The sequence below is a fragment of the Flavobacterium sp. 9 genome, from assembly GCF_002754195.1.
Classification (GTDB): Bacteria; Bacteroidota; Bacteroidia; order Flavobacteriales; family Flavobacteriaceae; genus Flavobacterium.
In genome coordinates, this window is sequence record NZ_PEEU01000001.1 from 4,124,093 (window position 1) to 4,145,580 (window position 21,488).

Annotated in this window: 22 protein-coding genes and 1 tRNA gene; 3 read left to right on the top strand and 20 right to left on the bottom strand. The window is 34.0% G+C overall.

What is annotated here, in order from left to right:
- Positions 1-143 precede the first annotated feature (143 nt).
- From CLU81_RS17080 to CLU81_RS17090, 3 genes are all read left to right on the top strand, one after another.
- Positions 144-593 carry a GatB/YqeY domain-containing protein gene (locus CLU81_RS17080; RefSeq protein WP_074659845.1) on the top strand — a complete coding sequence of 150 codons (450 nt, stop codon included), beginning with the start codon at positions 144-146 and terminating at the stop codon, positions 591-593.
- Between the two features lie 80 nt (positions 594-673).
- Positions 674-747: transfer RNA gene (locus CLU81_RS17085), tRNA-Arg, on the top strand.
- Positions 748-841: 94 nt separating this feature from the next.
- Positions 842-2,053 carry a site-specific integrase gene (locus CLU81_RS17090; RefSeq protein ID WP_099710911.1) on the top strand — a complete coding sequence of 404 codons (1,212 nt, stop codon included), beginning with the start codon at positions 842-844 and terminating at the stop codon, positions 2,051-2,053.
- 13 nt (positions 2,054-2,066) lie between these two features.
- Here CLU81_RS17090 and CLU81_RS17095 read toward each other — a convergent pair whose 3' ends face one another.
- The 20 genes from CLU81_RS17095 to CLU81_RS17190 all read right to left on the bottom strand — a co-directional run bounded on the left by CLU81_RS17095 (position 2,067) and on the right by CLU81_RS17190 (position 21,456).
- Positions 2,067-3,968, bottom strand: a complete 1,902-nt coding sequence (locus CLU81_RS17095; protein WP_099710912.1) for a hypothetical protein — start codon at positions 3,966-3,968, stop codon at positions 2,067-2,069.
- Between the two features lie 2 nt (positions 3,969-3,970).
- A complete protein-coding gene (locus tag CLU81_RS17100) occupies positions 3,971-4,477 on the bottom strand; it encodes a hypothetical protein (protein ID WP_099710913.1) in 507 nt (168 codons plus the stop codon).
- Positions 4,478-4,487: 10 nt separating this feature from the next.
- Positions 4,488-5,609: a hypothetical protein gene (locus CLU81_RS17105; RefSeq protein WP_099710914.1), complete on the bottom strand. Its 1,122-nt coding sequence runs from the start codon at positions 5,607-5,609 to the stop codon at positions 4,488-4,490.
- A gap of 90 nt (positions 5,610-5,699) precedes the next feature.
- On the bottom strand, positions 5,700-6,149 hold the full coding sequence (locus CLU81_RS17110; RefSeq protein WP_144444513.1) for a hypothetical protein: 450 nt from the start codon (positions 6,147-6,149) through the stop codon (positions 5,700-5,702).
- 41 nt (positions 6,150-6,190) lie between these two features.
- Entirely contained in the window at positions 6,191-9,244 is a 3,054-nt protein-coding gene (locus CLU81_RS17115) for a phage tail tape measure protein (RefSeq protein WP_099710916.1), read from the bottom strand.
- Positions 9,244-9,687, bottom strand: coding sequence for a hypothetical protein (locus tag CLU81_RS17120; RefSeq protein ID WP_099710917.1), 444 nt, complete (start codon positions 9,685-9,687; stop codon positions 9,244-9,246). The genes CLU81_RS17115 and CLU81_RS17120 overlap by 1 nt, the downstream gene beginning before the upstream one ends.
- 20 nt (positions 9,688-9,707) lie before the next feature.
- Complete coding sequence (locus CLU81_RS17125; RefSeq protein ID WP_099710918.1) at positions 9,708-10,196, bottom strand: hypothetical protein; 489 nt, start codon at positions 10,194-10,196, stop codon at positions 9,708-9,710.
- Complete coding sequence (locus tag CLU81_RS17130) at positions 10,193-10,933, bottom strand: hypothetical protein (protein WP_099710919.1); 741 nt, start codon at positions 10,931-10,933, stop codon at positions 10,193-10,195. The genes CLU81_RS17125 and CLU81_RS17130 overlap by 4 nt, the downstream gene beginning before the upstream one ends.
- Positions 10,930-11,106, bottom strand: coding sequence for a hypothetical protein (locus CLU81_RS26835; RefSeq protein ID WP_158235341.1), 177 nt, complete (start codon positions 11,104-11,106; stop codon positions 10,930-10,932). Before CLU81_RS26835 ends, CLU81_RS17130 begins: the two co-directional genes overlap by 4 nt.
- Complete coding sequence (locus tag CLU81_RS17135) at positions 11,103-11,696, bottom strand: hypothetical protein (RefSeq protein ID WP_099710920.1); 594 nt, start codon at positions 11,694-11,696, stop codon at positions 11,103-11,105. The genes CLU81_RS26835 and CLU81_RS17135 overlap by 4 nt, the downstream gene beginning before the upstream one ends.
- A gap of 2 nt (positions 11,697-11,698) precedes the next feature.
- Positions 11,699-12,160: a M15 family metallopeptidase gene (locus tag CLU81_RS17140; protein ID WP_099710921.1), complete on the bottom strand. Its 462-nt coding sequence runs from the start codon at positions 12,158-12,160 to the stop codon at positions 11,699-11,701.
- Between the two features lie 7 nt (positions 12,161-12,167).
- Positions 12,168-12,587 carry a phage holin family protein gene (locus tag CLU81_RS17145; RefSeq protein ID WP_099710922.1) on the bottom strand — a complete coding sequence of 140 codons (420 nt, stop codon included), beginning with the start codon at positions 12,585-12,587 and terminating at the stop codon, positions 12,168-12,170.
- Between the two features lie 323 nt (positions 12,588-12,910).
- The gene (locus CLU81_RS17155; RefSeq protein WP_099710924.1) at positions 12,911-13,273 is read right to left on the bottom strand and encodes a hypothetical protein; all 363 of its coding nucleotides are present in this window, start codon (positions 13,271-13,273) and stop codon (positions 12,911-12,913) included.
- Positions 13,274-13,301: 28 nt separating this feature from the next.
- Complete coding sequence (locus tag CLU81_RS17160; RefSeq protein ID WP_099710925.1) at positions 13,302-15,710, bottom strand: hypothetical protein; 2,409 nt, start codon at positions 15,708-15,710, stop codon at positions 13,302-13,304.
- A 43-nt stretch (positions 15,711-15,753) separates the two neighbouring features.
- On the bottom strand, positions 15,754-16,719 hold the full coding sequence (locus tag CLU81_RS17165; protein WP_099710926.1) for a DUF6712 family protein: 966 nt from the start codon (positions 16,717-16,719) through the stop codon (positions 15,754-15,756).
- Positions 16,719-18,083, bottom strand: coding sequence for a hypothetical protein (locus CLU81_RS17170; RefSeq protein WP_099710927.1), 1,365 nt, complete (start codon positions 18,081-18,083; stop codon positions 16,719-16,721). Before CLU81_RS17170 ends, CLU81_RS17165 begins: the two co-directional genes overlap by 1 nt.
- Complete coding sequence (locus CLU81_RS17175) at positions 18,083-18,427, bottom strand: hypothetical protein (protein WP_099710928.1); 345 nt, start codon at positions 18,425-18,427, stop codon at positions 18,083-18,085. The genes CLU81_RS17170 and CLU81_RS17175 overlap by 1 nt, the downstream gene beginning before the upstream one ends.
- Before the next feature lie 234 nt (positions 18,428-18,661).
- Complete coding sequence (locus CLU81_RS17180) at positions 18,662-20,158, bottom strand: hypothetical protein (RefSeq protein ID WP_099710929.1); 1,497 nt, start codon at positions 20,156-20,158, stop codon at positions 18,662-18,664.
- Positions 20,148-20,714 carry a hypothetical protein gene (locus CLU81_RS17185; RefSeq protein ID WP_144444514.1) on the bottom strand — a complete coding sequence of 189 codons (567 nt, stop codon included), beginning with the start codon at positions 20,712-20,714 and terminating at the stop codon, positions 20,148-20,150. The genes CLU81_RS17180 and CLU81_RS17185 overlap by 11 nt, the downstream gene beginning before the upstream one ends.
- A 10-nt stretch (positions 20,715-20,724) precedes the next feature.
- A complete protein-coding gene (locus CLU81_RS17190) occupies positions 20,725-21,456 on the bottom strand; it encodes a hypothetical protein (protein ID WP_099710931.1) in 732 nt (243 codons plus the stop codon).
- Positions 21,457-21,488: the final 32 nt, after the last annotated feature.

The window sequence follows — 21,488 nt, forward strand, 5'->3', positions numbered from 1 at the left end:
TTTTATCTTCGCACAGAATTTTAAATTTGACTTCTATACTTGACTTTTAAAGTTAATCTTGTTGTCAGTTCGAGCGGAGTCGAGAACAAATTTTTAAATTTAATATCAATTATAGGTTTTACCTATTTTAAATAAAAAATAAGATGAGCTTACAAACATTAATCATGGACGAGATTAAAACCGCCATGAGAGCAAAAGATACAGTGGCATTAGAAGCTTTAAGAGCAATCAAATCTGAAATGTTATTAGCTGCAACGGCTTCAGGTTCTAAAGAAGAATTAACAGAAGACGATGAAGTTAAATTACTTCAAAGATTAGTTAAAACTCGTAAAGAAAGCGCTAGAATTTTTACAGAACAAAATCGTCCTGATCTTGCTGAACCAGAATTGGCCCAGGTTGCGGTAATCGAGAAATTTTTACCAGCTCAATTAAGTGAAGAAGAAGTAGAGGCAGTAGTAGCAAAAATCATTGCTGAAACCGGCGCTTCTGGAATCGCTTCAATGGGTAAAGTTATGGGATTGGCATCTGCACAATTAGGCGGAACTGCTGAAGGAAAAACAATCTCTGCAATTGTAAAGAAACTTTTAGTTTAAAATAATTTTAGATTTTAGACTGTAGATTTTAGATTATCGATTGGAATCTGAAATTTACAGTCTAAAATCATAAATCACCCGACCGCGTAGTTCAACTGGATAGAATATCAGATTTCGGCTCTGAGGGTTGGGGGTTCGAACCCCTCCGCGGTCACAATCCCAAAAAATACAAGGCGTGAACATTACACTAAAGACGTGTAATGTTCACGCCTTTAGACGTTTGGGGGTAACCCGAAAAACACATACGTATGTTATTATCGTCACAAAACATCCATCACTTCCCACAAAACTTCCCAATGAATTTTAATGGGAAGTTAACAGCGAAAATAGTAATCAAAGATGATTACGTTCGCACAGACGGAACTAGTACTTTGTACCTTCAAATTTTTGTTTCCGGACAAAAGAAAAAGATTCCATTGCACATTGCTGTGAAACCAATTTATTTTGATAAAGTAAAACAGCGAGTAAAATCAAAAGACATTTTCCACAAGGATTACAATTTGATAATTGAAAAGTCACTTGCAGATCTTAATAAAATTGAAATTAAATATCGATTAGAGAACGAAAACCTAACTATGGATAAGCTACTCCATGAGTATCAAAATCCATCATCAAGAATTGATTTTATAAAATTCTGGGAAATGGAAATGGAAAACCAGAAATTAATAAGGGACAATGCAACAGTTCAACAGCAATTAAGTACATTAAGAAAAGTAAAAGGATATCAAAACTCGATTCTTTTTTATGAAATTACTAAGGATTTTTACGAAAAAATGATTTTCCATTTTGAGAAAGTTGAAAAAAACGCTCCTCACACAATTCAAACACTAGCTAAAAATTTTAAAAAGTATTTACATATTGCCAATGAGTTAGGGGTAAAAACACCATTAAAGTATCAAGACATAAAGATGCCAAAATGTGTTTCTAACAGAGCCTTTTTATTACCAGATGAAGTTTTTAAATTGTATGAATACTACAACTCACAGTTTATAAATGAATCATTAAAAAATATATTAGCCAGGTTTTTATTTTCATGTTTTACAGGCTTAAGAATTTCGGATATACGAGCAATTTCACTTGAAAATGTCGTCAATGATATTTTAATCTTTTTTGCTCAGAAAACTGGGAAATTACAACGAATACAACTTAGCGAATCAGCGCTGAAATTTATTGGAAATGATAAATTATTCTATGGTGAATATACAGATCAACATATAAATCGTGAATTAAAGCAAATTGTGAAGGCTTGTGGAATAAAAAAGAATGTTACGTTTCACGTATCTCGACACAGTTTTGCAACAAACTTTTTAATATGTGGAGGAAGAGTTGAAGATTTACAAAAACTATTAGGTCATAGTGAGATAAAAGAAACTATGGTGTACGTTCATATAGTGGAAAGTATTACAGATAAGCAAATACATAATATGAACGATATTCTTACAAAAAAACCTCTTAATTAAGAGGCTTTTTTGCTTAAAAATTGATGCTTTGGAGACTGAATTTAACTTTAAATAGATTTTGTTGCGTCTCAGTATATTCCGTAGAAGCAATAATATATTCCTGGTGATCAATAAAAATTCTTTTTAATTTCATTATTTGGCGAAGTTCAGTTTCTGTGTATGGTCCTGTAAGCTCTACGCCGGAACTATTCAAAAGAAATTTTAGAAACTTTTTCCAGAAAACTTTATAGATTCCTTTTTCTCCATTCATTTTTAGCGTCTGACCAAGAAAATCTGATGAAATATACGGTTTGTTTTCTGGGTCGTAAATCATTAATCCTGTACCGTTTTTAGAATCAAGATCTTCCGAAAGATCTGCAGTAAAAGTAATTGGTACGTATTTAAACTTAGAACTTAAATTTTGTGAGAAATTTGAAGTTTGCAAATCAAACACTTCAACTGATTCTGTCGTAATCCAAAGTGCTTCGTCTTGCTCATTATCATATTTAAGCAAAAAGGCATTATATGGCGCTTGCTCATAAGAGGTCATAATTAAAGACTTCTTTTCGATATAAGCAGCTGTTTTTTCAATAGTTTCTTCATTGAAATCTAATGTGATTTTTTTAGTAAAATCATCACTGTTAATCTCTAAATTAAAGAGATTCTGTATTTCGTTCAAATAAGTTCCAAAAGTCCAATCAGGTAAATATCGTCCTAATTGGATTGTTGGATGCATTTGGAAATATGTAGCAGGATATACAATTGTATTTTTTATACTGTAAGTTGGTAGTGCGTTTATTGGCGTATAGTATTTTATATGAATCAGTGATCCGACCTGATCTGCAGAAACTTCTATCTTAACAGTACCTTTATAAACATTTGCTGGCATACCTGGAGAATGTCGAAATACCATAAAAATCGGCTCCGTTTCTAAAAACAGTGTAAATAATTTCTGATCGATCAAACCTATTTCATATTCGTATTCAGGTTCAACAAATTCATATTCAAAAATATAAGTTCCTTCTACGGTAGTTGGCAAATAAATAAAACTATAAAAGAAATCATATAATAATTCACCTTCGTCATTATACTGAGATCCTGGAGTTAAAGTAGGAAGAGACAAATTCTCAACCGCTTTAATGGGATGCGTTTCAGTTAAATTGTTCTTACTACTGTAAAATAGTAACCTCTTTATAAATTCAGAATTAGGAAAATCACCTCCCATTGTAAAGCCTAGTGTCTGTAAAGCATAAAAAGCCGGAGCCAATAAAAAGACTTGTGGCGCAACGACATTTTTATTTTCGACTGTACAAACATCCGAAACGATAGTAAATTTATTTTCAACTAAACCGTCCGAGTTATATTCGTTTATTTTGTCTTTATATAGATACCAAGGATCATCTGATTCGAGTTTAACTCCAAATTTATTTAACCATTTCATTGTTGGAAATTGAAACTTCACAGTTGGAAAACAATGTCCCAAAAATGATAGAGGAAAAGTTTTCCAATGCTCAGAACCAACGATATTAGAATCTGTTTTTTCTGAAAACGGTACAGGATTAGTTTCGTCCGGAATAACAGAAAGAACAGGCATGAAATCAGCAATTTTCTTATTCATCAAAGTTAGAATTGCGGATGAATACTTTATGTTGCACTTTCTATAACCTGGTATGTACGATAAAATTTGTAATTCACCGGTAAATTTTATGCCATTTTCAATAACAGTTACATTAACAACTTTTTTTTTGCGTACAGAAGCAATATCACGTGTACCCAAAGCCATTTTTGTTTTTTTATTTTCAATGACTAAAAAAGGATAACTTGATGCAGATACTTTAAAATCACGAGATAAAGCATTATTATCTGTTTTAATTGATAAAGTTTCATTGACAAAATCTAATTCAAAATTATTTGCGATAATCTGGATTAACCCCATTTTTAAAGTTTTTGAATGAAAAAAGAAACAATAAATGGTTGCATGTTATTATGTGGTTGGTTTCCTCCAGTTTTTTTTGTCTTCATTAAACCACCAGAACCTGCACTGACTGTTCTCTCAGAACCACCTCCGGCTGCATTGTGACCATCAGTAGCAATATCATGATCATGCTCAGGAAGTTCATCAAATGTCAATAGATGCGTCTTAGAACCTCCAAGAGCCCCTAAAACAGGATATTCGTCACTACAACCTATTGAAGTTCTTCCTCCTCGAGGTCTTGTACCGTTTAGTCCATTACATCTAGCCCATCCTGCACGTTCATTAATACCTAATCCGGTTTCTGTGAAATTAGCTTCCACATATTCGTTTGTGCAATCAATTTCTTTAATATCTCCTGGCAAGTAAATAGATTCAATTAAATGCGATAGTAGTGTACGCATTTCTAAGGCTGTATTTTTTTCTCCGGTACCTAATCCCGCTATTAAATTTTGAAAACCTGCAAAATCCATATTTAAATTTTTAAGTTAACCAATCATTTGGTAAAAAGTCATTATCACTCCAGTCGGCTCCGCCTTCAGTTTCATAATAGTTGCTTACTTTACCATTTTTTACAAATGAGAAAGTAAGATCTTGCGCATATGAATGTTTTTTGTCTCTATATTCAAGTATTTTTTTAGTAGATGTTTGGATTTTTCTCCATTGAGAATTGATTTTAAGTAGAATATCTTGCGAATTTGCAATTTCATTTACAATAACTCTCTCATTTTGCAACAACGATCCGGTATTGATCGTGTAAGTTGCTTCTTCATTAATTTCATAAACAACTTTTGATCCGTCAGCTTCTTGATAGTCGTTTATACTCAAAGAATCCTGTATTTCGAATTCACCATCAAAGTATGCAGGGATATAGTACCCAAAATTGTTTTTGAAATATATCTCCTTTACTGGAAAATCAGGAAAACGCATTAGTTTATACATTTTGGTAACAGTAGTTAAACCGCAAATAATGCTTAGTTCAAAGTAAAGAGTGTCTTTTACAAGTGCGATAGGCGAAAAATCAAAGGCATACAAAAAAACTTTTTTTCCTGTGAATGATTCTGTTATTTGTTCATTAAGCAGATTTCCAAAGTTGTCTTTTAATTGAACTGTAGCAATCTCGCTATTTGCTTTTACATAAAATGGCACTATTATTTTTCCATTTTCAGGAACTCGAAGAACGGGAGGTGTTACACCTAAAATTTGAATTTTTGTACTATCATCAAAGTAAACTGGATTAGTATTGTACATGAAATAGAATTCCGGTAAATCAACCGTAGCAATAACAGTATCATCTGCCGAAAGTGATTTTTCCTGAATCGTTATTTTGAATTTCTTCTTTAGATGCGTTTGTTCAATTAATTGATTTTCAGTGTAAATTGTTAATACAGATTCAAAATAAGCATTATATAATTTTACCAAATCTTTTGAAGCTGTATAACTATCTTTTCTGGACCAACCCTGTTCATCAAAAAAAACACCATCAACATAAATTAAGGCTCTAAAATAGAACCCGGTGCCATTTGATGACTGGACAACAACTTCTGTATTATTTGCATCAAGCAGGACTCTATTTAATCCAGGCGCTTTAATTATTGATATCATAATTCACATATTATTCCACGAATTTAGAAGTGTTCGATCGTGAATAATAGGACAGAAAAAAAGCCGCTAAAATAACTAGCGGCTTTCAATTTACATACTTACTAAACATTTCAAATATTCAGAATATTTTTCGCTGTCGAAAACTTCAGCCTCATAAATATATAATTTCACATCAGTTATTGGATTATCAATTATCCTCTGAATCTGCGCTTTAGATAAAGTGAAATTTGCAGAATATCTATAACTATCTCTTACACCAATATAAATAGGTTCATTAGGCTTTGAAATTTGAGTCCCATCACGAAGTAATAAAATAACCCCCTTTTCTCCAGTACTTAGAGTAGATCCAGGAATATCAATTCTAATACTTATAATTGCTCCAGACTTTTTAAAACTTATCCTGTCAGTAATCGGGCTACTATATGACGTTTTTTTCGAAAATTTATCTTCGTTAATTTTTATATTATTACATAAATCGCTATTTTGTCCGTAACCTAAGTAACAGAACATCAGTATTAAAATCGTAATTTGTTTTCTCATAGACATATTTTTAAAGTTATAGTAACAAACCTACAAAATTATTATTGACTAACGATCCCGTTCTGATCAGAAGCTTCACGTTCACTATTTAAATCATTAACTCTTTTTGCATCATCATAACCAAAATATAGATTTGGCGCAATTGGATTTTCTAATCTAAAGAGTACTGCTTTTAGCAACCCCGTCATTTCTGTACTGTTTTCATTAATTACTGACTGCGGAATTGCACCTGGTGAAGTTTCTCCTCCATTTATAAATTTATTTACCCTTTTTCCAGTTCTTTCCTGTTCTAACCAAGCAATAGTATTTGCATATCGTGGAGATTGAACCATTGCTTTCGGCACAACGTATTCTTCATCATGTACCATTCCTGTCATTGGACCATATTCATCATAACCATAATGTGGGGTAGAACCAGTAAAACCACCATAAAAGAATTTAGGTGTCTTAGGCGCTTTTGCTTTTGTTATTTGTTTTACTTGTGCTGCTACAGTTGCTACAGTCGCTGCAATTTGAACGGCCTTAACTGCTGCATCTAAGATAGGATTACCCATTGAAGGCGCTGATAAAATAGAAGTAATTGCTAAAGCTCCGTTTATACCGGCCTGAGTTAAAGCTAATGCTTTTGATTGTCCAAACAATTCGCCCATTGCACCTGCCAACTGTCCAAGAGCGTTTAAGCTGGTAGTTACTTTCTGAATTTCTCGTTGTTTATCAAGTTCATCCTGTTGTTTTTTAGCTGCAGCACTAAAACGATTATATTCATCTTCAGTAATTATTTTATCTGCAAGTAGCTTCTTATAATCGGCGAGTTGTTTTTGATAATCTTGTTGTTGCTTGATTTTATCAGCTTCATATTTACCATCTGCCTCTGCCAATGCTAATTCATTATCTGCTTGTAATTGTTCCGCTTTTAAAACCTTTTGTTCTTCTTCATATTGCTTTTTTAATTCAGTAGTCGAAGTTTGAAATCCTAATTCTAAAGTTTGACGTTGCGCTTCATACTCATAATCAATTGCTAATTTTAGTAGAGCTAATTCCTCTGCTGATTTTGCATCAGCTTGTGCTTTTTCAACATCAGATAAACGTTTTTCTGCTAATGCGTCAAGTTGTCTGTCTTTTATTTTATCTAAACGACTTGTTTCTTCAGCGATAATTTCGGGAGTTAGTTTTTTTGTCGAATCAATTTTACTCCTATTTGTTGCTATGAAGAAATTCAATTCTGCTTTTGCTAGATCAGATTTTGCTTTTGCCAACGCAAGTGCACGATCTAATTCTTCTTTAGCTGCTTTTTCCTGTTCAGCACGTATTTTGTCAAGAACTTTTTGTCTTGCTTCAGCTTCTTTTCTACGTTGTTCATCTCGTATAGCCTTTTGTTTTGCAATAGCTTCTGCCAAAAGGCGTTGTTCTTCTGCTAATTCCTCGGCTGTTTTACTTGGTTTTTTAGCTTCTTCAGTAGTTTTTAAAACAATATCTTTCGATTTGAAAGAATCTAATCGTTTTTGAAGTTTTTCAACATCGATTCCCATTGCTTCGAGTAAAGGCCCAAAATTTGAAACGATACTTTTTATCGCATCAATTACATTGTTTTTTATTTTACCAAAAAAATCACTAATTGTTTTACCAAGGTTTAAAAAATAATCGCCAAATAATTTAAAGGCACCTTTTAAATCTCCAGATATGACCGCTTTAACGAAGTCAAAAACAAATTTTAAATAATTAAAAACAAGTTTTATTGCAACACCAATTATATTAAAAGCTGCAACAACGACAAGTTTTAATTGTATAAATCCATTTACCAATATAATACCAACGAGATCGATTAGTGGCTGAATGTCTTTTTTAAGATCACTTAAATAAAATATGATATCAGCAAGTGCATCCGTTGCTTGTGCTTTAATTACATCCCACATGCCACCAAAACCTTTAATTTCGAAAAGTTCAGCTTGTGCTTTATTTAATTTTTCATTAGCAGCTAACAATTCAAGTTGTGCTTTGGTTCCTGCAGACATTTCCGCTTGTGCTGTTTTAGAAACTGCTTCTAAAATTTTTAGTGCACCACCTGCGTCTTCACCCGCACCTTTAAAAACATCTGCTGTAAGTTGCGCCTGTTGTTGTTGCGATAATTGTGTTTTTTGTGATTGTACTGCAATTTCTTCTAAGGCTTCTTTTGTTGTTGTTGCACCGGCTGCAACTCTAGCCAAAATATCATCTGAAAAAGATGTACCGAACGCATTTTCAAGTGCATCTCTAGTAGCTTTCGTTTGCTCTTTTAAAGCTAAATCAGCTTCTTTTAATGCATCTGGTAGCTTGTCTGAATAAATTCCAAGATCATAACCTTTATTTAAAATATCGATAAATTCTTGCGCCGAATAACCTGCCTTTACAAAGAATTCATCGTATTCGCCAATACTGTCTAAAAATTCTTCATTTTGGGCACCTCCATTAGCTAATCCCGTTGCAATAATTTTATTGGCCTCAGACATTGAAATGCCGTAGGATTTCGCTAAAGAATTAGCTCTTTCGGCAATCTCACCAAATTCTTTATCAAAAGTTTCTGCAGTTGCTTGAATTTCAGATCGAACTCCAGACATTGCTTCAGCGGAAACTCCAAATGCTCGCAATACATCGTTTGACTTTTCTAATTCTTTATTAAATTCAAATATATATTTTGTTCCAATTACTATTGCAGATAATGCTACAATTGCCTGACCCAGTGGAGTTGCAATAAACGCTAAAGAGGTTTTAATTAAATTAGTCAACTCCATTCTTATTCCTAAAAGCCCTTCTTTTGCACTTTTAAAATCTCCCGAAAGTAAACCGTCTCTAAATTTTTTCATACTTCCTTCCGATTCATCCATTGCGCCGGAGGTTGCTTTTATCTCATCCTTAAATTCAGTTTGCCTCTCTGTCAATTCTTGAAGTTCCTTTCCTAATCTATCCAGATCTTCATTATAAGTAGCTGAATTTTTGTTTAATGCTCCAATCTCATTTCTTGTTTTTCCAATGGCACTGGTTATTCCAGTCAGGGAATTTACAACTTGCTTATCATTTATGTAAATGGATAATTCTCTAGGGATTTCTTTTCTTGCCATTATTTTTTGAATTGAATTAATGCTGTAACTTGATCTAATCTTAATTCAGAAATGTCATCGGCCAACGTGTCTAGAATTCTAGAAGAACCCAATGCTTTTTCAAAAACATCAGTTGCTTTTAATCGTTGATTTATACCATTTGATTTTTTGCCTTCAAAACCATAATTCTGCATAAATATGTAATAAGGCGCTTTCATAATAATTCGCTGCAATCGTCCGTTTTTAAATTGGCTTCCCGCACCGGAAATACGCAATCCTTCACCGGATAATTTATTGGAAGTACTCGCGACCTCTTGACGAACTGAAAGTCTCAATGTTTTTACCACCTTTGAGGCGATTTCCTTCTCTTTTTGTAGAATATCGATTCGACCTGCCATAGCTAATTTTTTAGCTAATTTATCTGTCTTGAATGCTTTACAATAGGACATAAAAAAACCTCCCATAATGAGAGGTTTTTAATTGATTATGGATTCCATTTATCGGGGTCGTAGGTCAAATCTTCGTGATTTTTTAAAAGATACATTACATTCCAACCATACATATTATCAAAAATAGGCCCTACCTTTTCATAATTAAAAGTATTTGGATCAAACTTCCCAAACAACCAAGAATTTCTATCACCATTTAATTTCTTGAGATACGAGCAAATATCGATTGCCACATTCTCTAAAAGATCCAAAACTTCTTCTTGTCTATCGTAATTATCAGCCTTTCCGGTAAAATCTAAAAGTAAAAAAGAAATACTTCGCCCGTTAAATGTCGTAGTATTATTAGCGTTTGTGTTTAAAGCTGCTGAATGACTTTCCAAAAGTAAAGCCGGTGTTTGAACTCCCGACCGAAAACTACCATTTATTTCATTCCAGTTAAAACGGTAGAATCCCTGTAATACTTTATTAGAGATAGTAATTTCTTTATGAAATTCGACTATCGGTTTATGTGTTATGTCTCTCATGGTTTTGTTGGAGGTGTTAAATCTTCTTCAAATTGCTCGAGGAAAGTATAAATGTTTACTTTTTTAATCATTTCTAATTTAGACAAATCACCTTTTGCCATACTTAGAATCACTTTAGAAAATCCATATTTCTTTTTTGGTTTAGACGCTCCCGGCTTTGGTTTTGGGAAAGCTTTTGGAAACCTTTTTACCAGGTTATTTTTGCATCCAAAATATGCCATTTCTATAGCTAGTAATTTTTGAATAGAAACCCTTGCAAACGGTGCGGCCTTTTCATGTAACTCGTTTTTATCGAATACAGGTCTTGACTTTGATTCAGTGTACAATACAGCACACATATAATGTAAAAATTCAATATTCTTAGTTTCCCGCCACTTAATGTGCAGATCATCAACAACGGCAAATTCATCTGCAGTTATGTTTGCGATTCTGTTTTGTGGAGGGAAATACTTTCGTTTTTTTACCTTGATAAATTCCGGAAAGATAGTCCGGTTATTCTCTTTAAAAATATACTCATAAGTTTTATGCAGATCAGAAAGCGGAAAGCTTCTAAGTATAATTCTGATTTTGGCTTTTTTAGCAAATTGCCACCATTTGATATCATTTAAAAGAAAAAAAAGTTTAACATAAAACTTTACATTCGTTTCAGTTGTACTAAAAAGCAAGGCAATTTTTTCTAATTGTCTACTACTCATTTCATCCCATGATTTGGGAATATATAATTTTACAGTTTTCATTCCAAATCAATATTCGCTTCACGCAAAAGCTGTTTTTCTTTTAACATGATTTCCGCAACTGTTTTCCCAAATTTGGTATAAACAATTTCATTTACCACTGAGAGCATTTCAATTTCTTCAAATTGCTGGGCTTTCTTTTGCTTTAAAACCAATATTTCTTGCGCTAAACTCATACTAAAGGATTTACTTTTTTATACTTTTTATACACTGATCTTCCGGCAAAAAACAGTATCACTGGAATTATGATCCAAAGAAAATTCCATAAACTAATCGCTTGCCGATTTGTTTCTTTTTTAGCTTCTTTTTTCTTAGCCTCGGCTTTTATTTTAGCAGCTAATTCAGTCTTTTGTTCGGCTGTCTTTTCCTGTTTTGTTTTTAGGAATTCTTCGGAATGTTGGGAATTCTGAGAATTATTACTGCTCTTATCATTTGTTTTTTTACTGACAATTTTTGCATTGTCCAGGATATGTTTTTTCCCATTTGGATCAATGTAGGATGCTGGCTTTGAAATATCTATTGGTTCTATGCTTGTTTCTTCAATTTGAATATCCTTTTGATCAGTAAGATTTGTAAAAGACCATTTCTTTAAATTAAAGTCCTGATTTAGGATTTCGTGGGAATTCCCGGAATTCCTGAAAATTCCTGAAAAATCCGTTTTTACTTTTTCTTCATTTTTACTAACGTTAGACTTTCTTGCACCACAAGAACTTACCACAGATAAAATTGATAATATTGCTAAACTAAATACTATTGTATTTCTCATTTTTAAATAATTATATAGTTGTTCTTGTCCCTTTTTTTATTCTGAAGAATTCGCCAATTGCTAAATCCAATTTTGTCGAAATGTGGCATGTCCTTAAACGTCGTCCAATTACCTCCCCAATTCCAACCATATTTAGCAAACACTTTAACACATTCATCCCAATCAGATATTTTGTCGTTGTCCCAATCAGCATGAGTGTCCCAACTAGCCGTTTTGCCATCGATAATCAAAACGATATCCACAGCAAACCCGTAATTGTGAATTGACTGGCCACCTCGGGCATTAGTAACTTTTGGACGTTTTTTATATAAGGCATCCTGCTCTTCAAAAGTTCTTAAACCTTCTGATATTCTGACCTGTGAACGTCCAGTTAAAGCCTCATTACATTCATTTATAATAGCGGTCATTTCTTGGCGCACACTAGGATGCAATTTTGAAATTCTTAATCCGGTTGCTTGATCCATTTTATAGTTATTTAGTTATTATATTACCCGAATCTGAAAAGAGATTCTTTATTTGAAAAGTTATTAATCGCCGAATTGGTCTGATAAAGTATTTCACAAAATCATTATTATTACCGATAACTTCCATGTTTTCTAAAATGGAAACAACTTCAATATAAATCATTATACAAATCATCGAATCACCAAATAAATTGGAATATTGATCCCCAAATTTGCTATCGCTAACGCTTTTAATATTCAGCAGAACCATTCCAATAATAATCGAACCACCATATTGTATGAATTTTGTAAATGTTTTACGAAATCCTTCCGAGGTTCTCGTAGTTTTAGTCAATGTTGCTTTTGTCACACCAAAGACAAAATCCAAAACAAAAAGTATAAATAATCCTATCAACAAACTTCCATCTGGGGTATATTTTAAAATCATTAGTTTAATTTATTATAGCATCAATGCAATGCTTTTCAGTTAGAATATAGACTAGTACTTTCCCGATTTTGGATAGTTTGTTTTGTTTAATGTTTTTCCCCAGAACACCCGATATCGTTTCATTGATGTTTCCGAACTGATAACCATCTGGCAGGATTAAAGTTTTATTCCAAAGCGTTCGGAATTCTCTGTTCGCTAGTTTATCAATAGTGATTGCGGAATCACGGAAATAGCCTGGCGAAGCCACTAGCGCAAAATTTATTAATGATAATGGCAGATACAAGGCATATGCAATTAAATAGAGTAAAAAATTTATCATAATTCTAAGTAGTTAATTCCCAATCTTCGGGTTCGCAACCCCAAATTGTTTTCCCGTCAGGATATAAATTTGTTTGAGTATCAATAAGCAAAGCTATCTGAAGCTTTTTATACTCCCTTTCTTCTCTTGTTAGTCCCACAAGGTCTGCAGCATAATTGTCTTCAATATATAATTCGGTCGCATCAATCTGCTCATTTGTCCAATGGACATACTTCGAAAATATCGCATTTTCGGTATTGTCTAAATTCCAGTCTATTACAAGAAATTTTCTTCCTGTTTCCGTTCTGTCATCAGGACGTACTTCAACTTTAATTTTACTTAAGGATCCATTTCTGTTTTGGATAATCTGGCGTTTTGTTTGTATCATTTAGTGTGGTATTTAATGATTATTGTTATTAGTAAACTATTTTTCGATCTCCCGTTGCAGTCTTATATTCACAGCCAACAGGCAAGCCACCGGTTAATGCAGCTGCATTGTCCGGATAAGTAGGCATGTTGTTCCAAATCATAAATCCGTTTTCATCGATATAAGCCCTCACGGTTTCAGTTTGCATATTTGATCCTGAGGCTGTTTTTGCTCCCGTAATAAATCTTAACCTACTTTTTGCGTTACCTTTTCCAGTGCCGGCAACTAAATCTAAATTTCCACCGTCCAAATTCGAGGCACCAGTTGCGTTATTTTGTTGGTAATACATATCCCCATTAGTGGTTGTATACACATTTCCATTAGGTGCAACCGCAAGACTTTGATAATTTCTAACAGTTTGCCCCATTGCAACAAAGTTTCCCATTCCGTTACTCTGTTTATATATATCAGCCCCGGCACCAGTCGTACATGCGTAAATGTCACCGGATGGGCTTGCAGCCATTGCTTTCCATATCCTTGATGTTTGACCTAACGCAACAAAATTTCCTGTACCACCGGTCTGTTTATATATATCACCATTAATAACACATGCATAGATATCACCATTTGGAGCTGCACAAATCCCTCTCCAATTTCTTGATGTTTGACCTAAGGCCACATAAGTTCCAGTTCCGCCTGTTTGTTTATAAATATCCGCACTACCTGAACAAGCATATACATCACCATTTGGAGCGACAGTTATGGCTTCCCATCCAACGGTAACACCAGTAGATACAACAGTAAAAGTTGAAGCGGCTAACGTCTTTTTAAAAATGTTAATTCCCTGTTGAATAACATATATGTCTCGATTTGGTGCGGTAGCCATAGAATTCCATCCGTATAAACCTAATTGACCGATGGCAGTAAAAATACCACCACCACCGACTTGTTTATAGATATCACCACCACTTACACCAGCATAGACATCACCATTCAAATCAACAGTAATCGACGACCAGTTTCTCGATGCTTGGTTCAGCGGGATAAAATTGACATTAGCAATGTAGTTTATTGTTCTACCGGCTGAAATCCGCAAATTTCGACCAACTGTTGTGTTATCAGAATCTTCAATACCTATCTCTCGATCAGCTTGATAACCTAAAGTGATATCTTTTAATGGAGTATTCATAGTCCCTATACCCAAAAAAGTTCCGTTATCAAATAGTCTACTAACGGTCAAAGTAGTTGCATTTAAAGACTTCGTGACATAGTTTGCAATTCCTGTAAATACAGTCTGTTTTGTAGCTATGCTTGTGTTTATTGCAGTTAAATCAGTATCATCCAATAAAGTACCGTTACGATTCTGAAAAGTGTAAGTTCTTGATGCAGTATTTGCATTGGTAAAAAAAGATGTGAATGTATTGGCAACGTTTCGCAATCCAAATTTACCCGTCAAAAATGTTTTGATTCCTGATACATTTTGATCTGTAGATTGCGTTAAATAAAAAGTGTCAAAATAAGTTTTCAGAGTTGACTTTATAGTTGAGAATTTCCAATATTTTGTTTTGTTTGAATCTTCACTATCAGAAACGCCAACTTTATCATTATCATTGATAGTTACTTTTTCGGATGCTGAACTGATTTGATATCCTAATTCTGCAGCAACTCCAACATATTCCAATCTAACATTACTAGAATCATTTGCGTTTAGATTGAATTGAACAACTTCATTATTCTTTACTGTAAAATTCAAGGTATTCGGAAAAAATATTTTCACATTACCAGTACCTGATAAATGCCACAGCTTTACGTCGTGACCTGTTTTGTTTTTGATAAAGAAAGGTTTTCCCGGACGCATAAATTCGCCTGAAACCTGAATTGATTTTACGTCTGTGATTGCACCTGTAAGAGAAATAGAACTTCTAACATCAATTAATTCGATACGTTCAATAACTGCGGTCGCACCGTAACTAGCTATAAAATCCTGACTTTCCATTTTTGTTACAAAAGTTTCAATCGGAATAACAGGTTCGTCAATTAAATCTCCAAAAACTGAAACGAAAGAAATTTTTATGGTATCCGGCGGTGTAGCAGGTTCTTCTGCAGAATCAATACTTTCGGTTCCCTGAATTTTGACTATTGTGGCAAATTTGGTGAATACTAAAATATCTATTCTTTTAAAACCTTCTGAAGCAACTGCAATTGTAGTTTCGAAAGCATCCGGATTTGTCAAGACTTGGTGATTGATCCTACAAGTAAACGCAAAAGCTGCAATTGTCATTTTATTCAAAGCTTTAACAACAGCGCCATGAACTAAAATATCATCTGGGAATCCGATATCCTCAATCTTATCTAAAAGTTGTTGTGCTGTCAATTCACAGCCACCTTTATCTGTTTTTAATCTCCAGTTATCGTCTGGATCATGTGGGAATGGGTTATTTGATGCTAGAATACTCATAAGGCTAAATTCAATATTTGTAAATTTTTTAAATAGGACATTCTTAGATTGAAAGTATTCCTGGTGTATCGTATGGTGTATATCCGGAACCTGAAGAAACTGATTTCTTAATTGGTGATTCGCATTGATTGAACTCAGATAAATTCGATTCTATTAGGTCTCTCGCCATTGCTAAATATTGAGAACCATTATTGATCTGTTTATTGACAAGATTTGTAATCTGATCAGAAGGTTTTCCCGAACTGGCACTTTCTTTTCTTCCATCTACGAAAGTTTGAAAATTGACGCGAAGACCGTTTTCATCCAAAAGAAATAAACCTTCATCTGCGACTTTTGCCACAGTAAATGCCACAATAGCTTTTTGAATTTCAATTTTAACATCGTTTACAATACCGGAAACATCAGTTTTTAAATGCTCTAGTAGTTCCGGACAAAGCAATGTCTTTACATATTGATCTTCAACTTGTCGAATGGATGGTTGAAGTGCTAAAAAGGTTTGTCTTGAGTTGAAAATACTATAGTATTTATCGAAGATTGCCGTGTTTTTAACTAGTAATTCTTTGTTTATGGTACCAAATTCTGCAGTCCAATCGGGAAAAACATCCGGATTCTTTTCAAGGATCTCCAATAAGTAATCCATTGCTTCGTGACCAGAGCGCAAAAGTTCTCGACGCATGTCATTATCACGCCACCATTCAGTTGATTTTCGTTGATCATTATTAATTGTACTTGTTCCCGAACCATCAATAATTACTGAAAGAAAAGGAAAGTAAATAAACATACCAAAGTTGGTTATTGCATTACGTAAATGCTCACGCGCTTCATTCTTTACGGCAAACGAGATATCCGGAGGTGTAGCTTCATTTGCTAAAAAAACATGAAGACTACCTACATATTTTCTTGTATAGGCATTGAATGCTTTAGTTATATATGGTTCAAAATCTGCAAAAATGAAAGACTGTGATACCGTTACATATTTTTTTAAATCGGCTGTAGTTTCTAGTATCATTATGCTGCGCTGTTTTGGGTTCCTGTTGGGTTTTTATCAAGTGTCGTTAACACAGTGTTTTCAAATCCTGCATTAATTGTTTCATCGTACTGATTATAATCCTGGACGAAATAGAATATTTCTAATGTTGTTTCGCGATTGGTTTTGAATAAAGCACAAAGTATGTTGAACGCTGCGTTTTTATCTGATCCGGATCCCGCGCCAAGTTTTCCGCCCGGTATTCCGGCACCAATTAAAGAGGGATCAACGCCCAATGAAAAAAGCACCTCTGAGTTTGCAGCCTCGGCTTCAGGTAAATAAGAACCGTCTTTTAGTTTATCATCAATGGCAGTAATAGTTATTGCAGAAACCTGTTCGCCTTTAGCATTTGTATATTTCATTGCTTGGATAGACTTTCCGGCTTTTTCGTTTCCAACTAGACTTGAATTTATGGAATCAACTAATTCAGTTCTAATTTTTTTTCGTTCCTCGACTTTCATCCTGGTCCATTCCTCTGCATATACATTTTGATAGTATGTTTCATCAACTTCGATTAAAAACTTAATCGTCATTTGATTGGCAAACAATGCTTTTTTAAGAGCAGGAACTGAGTTTGCTACATCTAACCATCCTGATTTTAAAATTGCATGCCATTCACTTTCAGGATAATACGCTTCATCAATTAAAGGATAAAATACAGGTCTTATAAACTTGGTAATTTTATTTACTTTGCAGTATTCACGAACTTCATCAGCAGACCAGTAGCTATCAATCAAAGGAATTTTTTCAACGAATTCAGACTCAACATCAACAGAACTTCCTTTTCCAAACTTCTCAGAAATATAAACGTGCTCTACTAATCCACTTTCTTCGTTCATCATTTCGAAACGACACCATGCAGCTTTTTGACGCTTTACACGGTTGATTGTCGCGTAATTCTCGGAAAGAATGTATTCTGGAAATGCGATTGAAAACCACTCAAGATCTGCAATGGTTTCTTTCCAAAAACGGGACATTTGTGATTTTTTGAAAAAAGCGTTGATTTCAGTAAGCTCCGAACCCGGAACCATTTTAATTACTTTTTTTCCATCTTCGGTAACATCATTTCTAAATAAGATCAGACCGTTACCATAATGCGCTTTACGCAAAAATCTTAAAGAAGAAGACGCGGCACCATTTTTCTTTACTTCCTTTAAAACTTGTTGGGGATAATCATTGTTTTTTCCCCATGAAGCTATCTCACCTTGTTTGTCTTTTACGTCGACTTTTACTGCTGTAACAGTTCCATCCATTTTATCAATGGAATTTTTGAACGATACCATTGCCGGTGAACCATTAAATTCGGTTATGGCGATATGATTACCTATGAATTCGGTATTTGACATTAGTAAATGATTTCTTTATTGTTAATACTTATGATAAAATCAATGATAACTGTGACAACACTATTGTCTGACAGTTCAATATTTCGGGTTCTGTTTGCGAAATGATTAGCATTTTTAGTTTTTTTGACCGGAGTTAAAACATTTTCGATTGTATCTCGATGGATTCTATTCGGATTCTTTTCTAAAAGAAGTCTCGCACCTAAGTATGATTTTAGTTTTCCTCCTTTTTTTGAGGTAGAATTAAAAGTTCTATAGGTCATATCAAACGGAATTAGCGTTCCTCTTTGATCCTTTTGATTTAGGATTGCCAAACCTTCTTTTAATGAAATCTTTTCCTTTTGCATACCGCTAAATTCATTCTTCGACAGTTTTTAAAATAGGACAGTATTTTTATGCTCAGAATTGAATCAATTACATATACTTTTTCTAGTATTTAAAATCTTATTCTTTTGAAAATCAATTTTTTGAGCCTTTAAAAAATAAAATAATTTATATTTTTCGACAAAAAAGCACGCCTGTCCCTATAAATTTCCACACTTTCCAAACCCAAAAGATCAGGATATATGAAAATGCATGGTTTAGAAGGTCTGAATACGGCTTTCGGACAGAAGGAGGCTCGAACCCTTGAAGATGTCATTGTACATCGTCATGATCGGAATATCCATTGCATCGGTAAGGTGTGGCGCGTGTTGCTGTGGAAACAAGGGGTTACGCTCGTCTTTCTTAACCTTTTCGATTCCTCCATTTAAAGATTCCTTAGCTTCGGTACGCTCGAGTGCAATGATCAGATCGGGATTGTTATGCTCATTGATTCGGATCTTAGGTAAGCGCGTTTGATGTTCTTTAAGCATTGCATTAAGCAATAGATACTTATCGGTGTGTGTGGGTGCTGCACCTTTGGTCATTGGATAGACAGTCCAACCATGTTTAGTCAGTACATCAGTGATCTGCTCAAAGTAGGTTCGGCTATCGTTTGGGAGTCTATTGTTACCGTCATGCCCCCCATACAAGTAGACGAACTTTTCCTGGTGCGGTCGATAGTAAGGTATAACCTGCTCAATAAACAAATCATCCAATAGCTTTGGTGACTTAACAAAGAATGACTTTAATACTCGGTATGTATCTTCTTGTGGCTGAGAGACAACACAACAATTAAATACACCAAAATCAACGGACATAATCAGAGGTTCATTAGTTCTTACATCATTATCCTGGTTAGAATTGAAATGTTCTGATTTGGCTACAACGCCAATTGTCTCGAGATAACTATTATTGTAGTCAGTATAGTAGTGTTTTGCCGGAATAAGATTACCATAGAATCCGTCTACAATTTCTTGTGGTCGAATATTTAATATCTCGGCATTATATAGAATCTCAGATACTGCCTGATCACGCATTTTTTTAAACCATGCGGGATTAAGGTAAGGATTTGATAACGCTGAAGCTTTTATAAATGCGTACTCTTTTGGGTTCTTTTTTGCCACTGCTTCCATATCAGTGAACCACTTTCCTTTTTTATTGATTGGTGTTGATGAAACATAGAATTCTGACCCTAAGAGAGAGCATTTTTTAAATATTTCCTTTTGCGCCCTATTAGTGGTTTTTACATTTGTAAACAGTTTTTCCGGATCCAATAAAGCCGCTTCATCTCCCAATTCCGCATAAGAATTTAGACCACGGCCAGAATTGGGGTTATCTAGCGAAACAAGCTGAAAAATTGCCCCATTAGCAAAGTGAATGATATTGTTCCATTGGTTAGGTGGCTGATATGGCATTTCAAAACCCATTTTTTTACCAGATCTTCCAACAACATAATCGACATCCTGAAACAAATTAAACATTGCCAAACCTTCAATGGCTGATGGCAATGTTCTGGATAATATCTGTGAATAAGTAGAACCAACCAGGGCGAATGATGCTTTTGGCATCTGTCGGACTAATTCGCGCTTATGATACCCGAAAATGGTCGATTTACCACCCCCACGACCAATCTCAGCATATTTGTTTTTTTGCGGTGCCAGAACCGTCGCTAGTTGTGGAATGGTGAGTTTTACAAACTTCTTGTTACTGATCATCTTCTTCGTCTGATTTTATTTCCTCATGTTCGATATCAGTTACATTCAAATTATTAAAGTCAGCTGATCCACTGGATAGCATCTCTAACAGTCGCTTTTCAACTTCTTTATCCACATTAACATGAATTTCCATATTTTCAAACTTCTCAGCATTAAATTCCGGATTATCCTCTTTAGCCAAACCACCATATTCGGCAATCAATTTCAAAGCTTTACTTTCGTTTATTCTATCGCCTTTCTGAATACATCTTTTCAAAAAATCCCTTGTATGCTCTAACCATATTGCACGAGAACCTTCTGTGTCAGCTTTTAAAATATTTCCAAAAAGCTTTTCAGAATTCCGAATATCAATGTATGCTTGTGCCTGTGATAAATCTTTTTCTTTCATCCATTTATTTACAATCTGCTGAGATGAAAAATGGTTTAATTTTAGTGCAAAAATTTCATTCAATCTGTTGAGAATATCTGTATTGGTCTGGCTTAAAGGAAAATGTTCCGGATTTATATAATGAGCCAGAATTTTATCGAATGTGCTATCGCCACGCTTTAGCAGCATACTGCGTTTATTAGTACCCATCAATTAAGTTGCTTATGGTAATTAATGTTTCGTTTTTATTGATCAGATTTTGCTCCTGCTTATTAATCATGCGCTCAATTTTTGCTCTATTAGCAACATTATCAGCGTTATTTAGTAATACCCTATTTTGTTTTAACCTGGTGTTTAGTTTAGAAATTGAAGCATAAAGAAGTTGTTGCCGCTTCAATAGTCCTGCAGGTGTCAATTCAGAAAACTCAGATTTTGGAGTGTCAGAAATAATTCGTTTTTCCAAAAACAAATCAATCTTTTGCCAACATAATTCGTTCTTTTTGAAATTGGAGTGAATTCGGATTTGAATTGCTATGGCGGCTTTTTCCGCATGCTGCGGAAGTTCATTTAGTTGAACTTTTAACATACAATTTTCCTTAAATAATTGGTTTGCTTCAAGTAATACAGGTCGCAAAGTTTCAGGAAGTTGATGAAATAAAACAGCTTGTTTTTGATCGTTTTTAGGAACTATTTCTAGTACCGGCTTTACTATTTCTAAAACTGTCTTTTGTACATTCGAAACAAAGACATTCTGATCATATTTTTCAATGAATTTATTCAATTCATATTTTAGCTTTTCCCTATTAAATGAATTGTTTTTCTTTTTGAAGTTTTTTAAAAGCAACGAATTATGCTTTGGTAGATTACCATAAATGATAATTCCAGTAGCATAATCACAGCCGTCTTTAATCCAATTTTGTAAAATTTCCATGTACAAATATGGAAAGTGTGAATTCTTTACAA

What these genes read in the sequence shown, in the direction of transcription:
- CLU81_RS17180 (WP_099710929.1), bottom strand. Translation starts at nt 20,158, where the DNA reads ATGATCAGTAACAAGAAGTTTGTAAAACTCACCATTCCACAACTAGCG.
- CLU81_RS17105 (WP_099710914.1), bottom strand. Translation starts at nt 5,609, where the DNA reads ATGATATCAATAATTAAAGCGCCTGGATTAAATAGAGTCCTGCTTGAT.
- CLU81_RS26835 (WP_158235341.1), bottom strand. Translation starts at nt 11,106, where the DNA reads ATGAGTTTAGCGCAAGAAATATTGGTTTTAAAGCAAAAGAAAGCCCAG.
- CLU81_RS17115 (WP_099710916.1), bottom strand. Translation starts at nt 9,244, where the DNA reads ATGGCAAGAAAAGAAATCCCTAGAGAATTATCCATTTACATAAATGAT.
- CLU81_RS17080 (WP_074659845.1), top strand. Translation starts at nt 144, where the DNA reads ATGAGCTTACAAACATTAATCATGGACGAGATTAAAACCGCCATGAGA.
- CLU81_RS17125 (WP_099710918.1), bottom strand. Translation starts at nt 10,196, where the DNA reads ATGAGAGACATAACACATAAACCGATAGTCGAATTTCATAAAGAAATT.
- CLU81_RS17095 (WP_099710912.1), bottom strand. Translation starts at nt 3,968, where the DNA reads ATGGGGTTAATCCAGATTATCGCAAATAATTTTGAATTAGATTTTGTC.
- CLU81_RS17155 (WP_099710924.1), bottom strand. Translation starts at nt 13,273, where the DNA reads ATGATACAAACAAAACGCCAGATTATCCAAAACAGAAATGGATCCTTA.
- CLU81_RS17120 (WP_099710917.1), bottom strand. Translation starts at nt 9,687, where the DNA reads ATGGGAGGTTTTTTTATGTCCTATTGTAAAGCATTCAAGACAGATAAA.
- CLU81_RS17190 (WP_099710931.1), bottom strand. Translation starts at nt 21,456, where the DNA reads ATGGAAATTTTACAAAATTGGATTAAAGACGGCTGTGATTATGCTACT.
- CLU81_RS17145 (WP_099710922.1), bottom strand. Translation starts at nt 12,587, where the DNA reads ATGATTTTAAAATATACCCCAGATGGAAGTTTGTTGATAGGATTATTT.
- CLU81_RS17100 (WP_099710913.1), bottom strand. Translation starts at nt 4,477, where the DNA reads ATGGATTTTGCAGGTTTTCAAAATTTAATAGCGGGATTAGGTACCGGA.
- CLU81_RS17140 (WP_099710921.1), bottom strand. Translation starts at nt 12,160, where the DNA reads ATGGATCAAGCAACCGGATTAAGAATTTCAAAATTGCATCCTAGTGTG.
- CLU81_RS17135 (WP_099710920.1), bottom strand. Translation starts at nt 11,696, where the DNA reads ATGAGAAATACAATAGTATTTAGTTTAGCAATATTATCAATTTTATCT.
- CLU81_RS17110 (WP_144444513.1), bottom strand. Translation starts at nt 6,149, where the DNA reads ATGAGAAAACAAATTACGATTTTAATACTGATGTTCTGTTACTTAGGT.
- CLU81_RS17175 (WP_099710928.1), bottom strand. Translation starts at nt 18,427, where the DNA reads ATGCAAAAGGAAAAGATTTCATTAAAAGAAGGTTTGGCAATCCTAAAT.
- CLU81_RS17130 (WP_099710919.1), bottom strand. Translation starts at nt 10,933, where the DNA reads ATGAAAACTGTAAAATTATATATTCCCAAATCATGGGATGAAATGAGT.
- CLU81_RS17090 (WP_099710911.1), top strand. Translation starts at nt 842, where the DNA reads ATGTTATTATCGTCACAAAACATCCATCACTTCCCACAAAACTTCCCA.
- CLU81_RS17165 (WP_099710926.1), bottom strand. Translation starts at nt 16,719, where the DNA reads ATGATACTAGAAACTACAGCCGATTTAAAAAAATATGTAACGGTATCA.
- CLU81_RS17170 (WP_099710927.1), bottom strand. Translation starts at nt 18,083, where the DNA reads ATGTCAAATACCGAATTCATAGGTAATCATATCGCCATAACCGAATTT.
- CLU81_RS17160 (WP_099710925.1), bottom strand. Translation starts at nt 15,710, where the DNA reads ATGAGTATTCTAGCATCAAATAACCCATTCCCACATGATCCAGACGAT.
- CLU81_RS17185 (WP_144444514.1), bottom strand. Translation starts at nt 20,714, where the DNA reads ATGCTGCTAAAGCGTGGCGATAGCACATTCGATAAAATTCTGGCTCAT.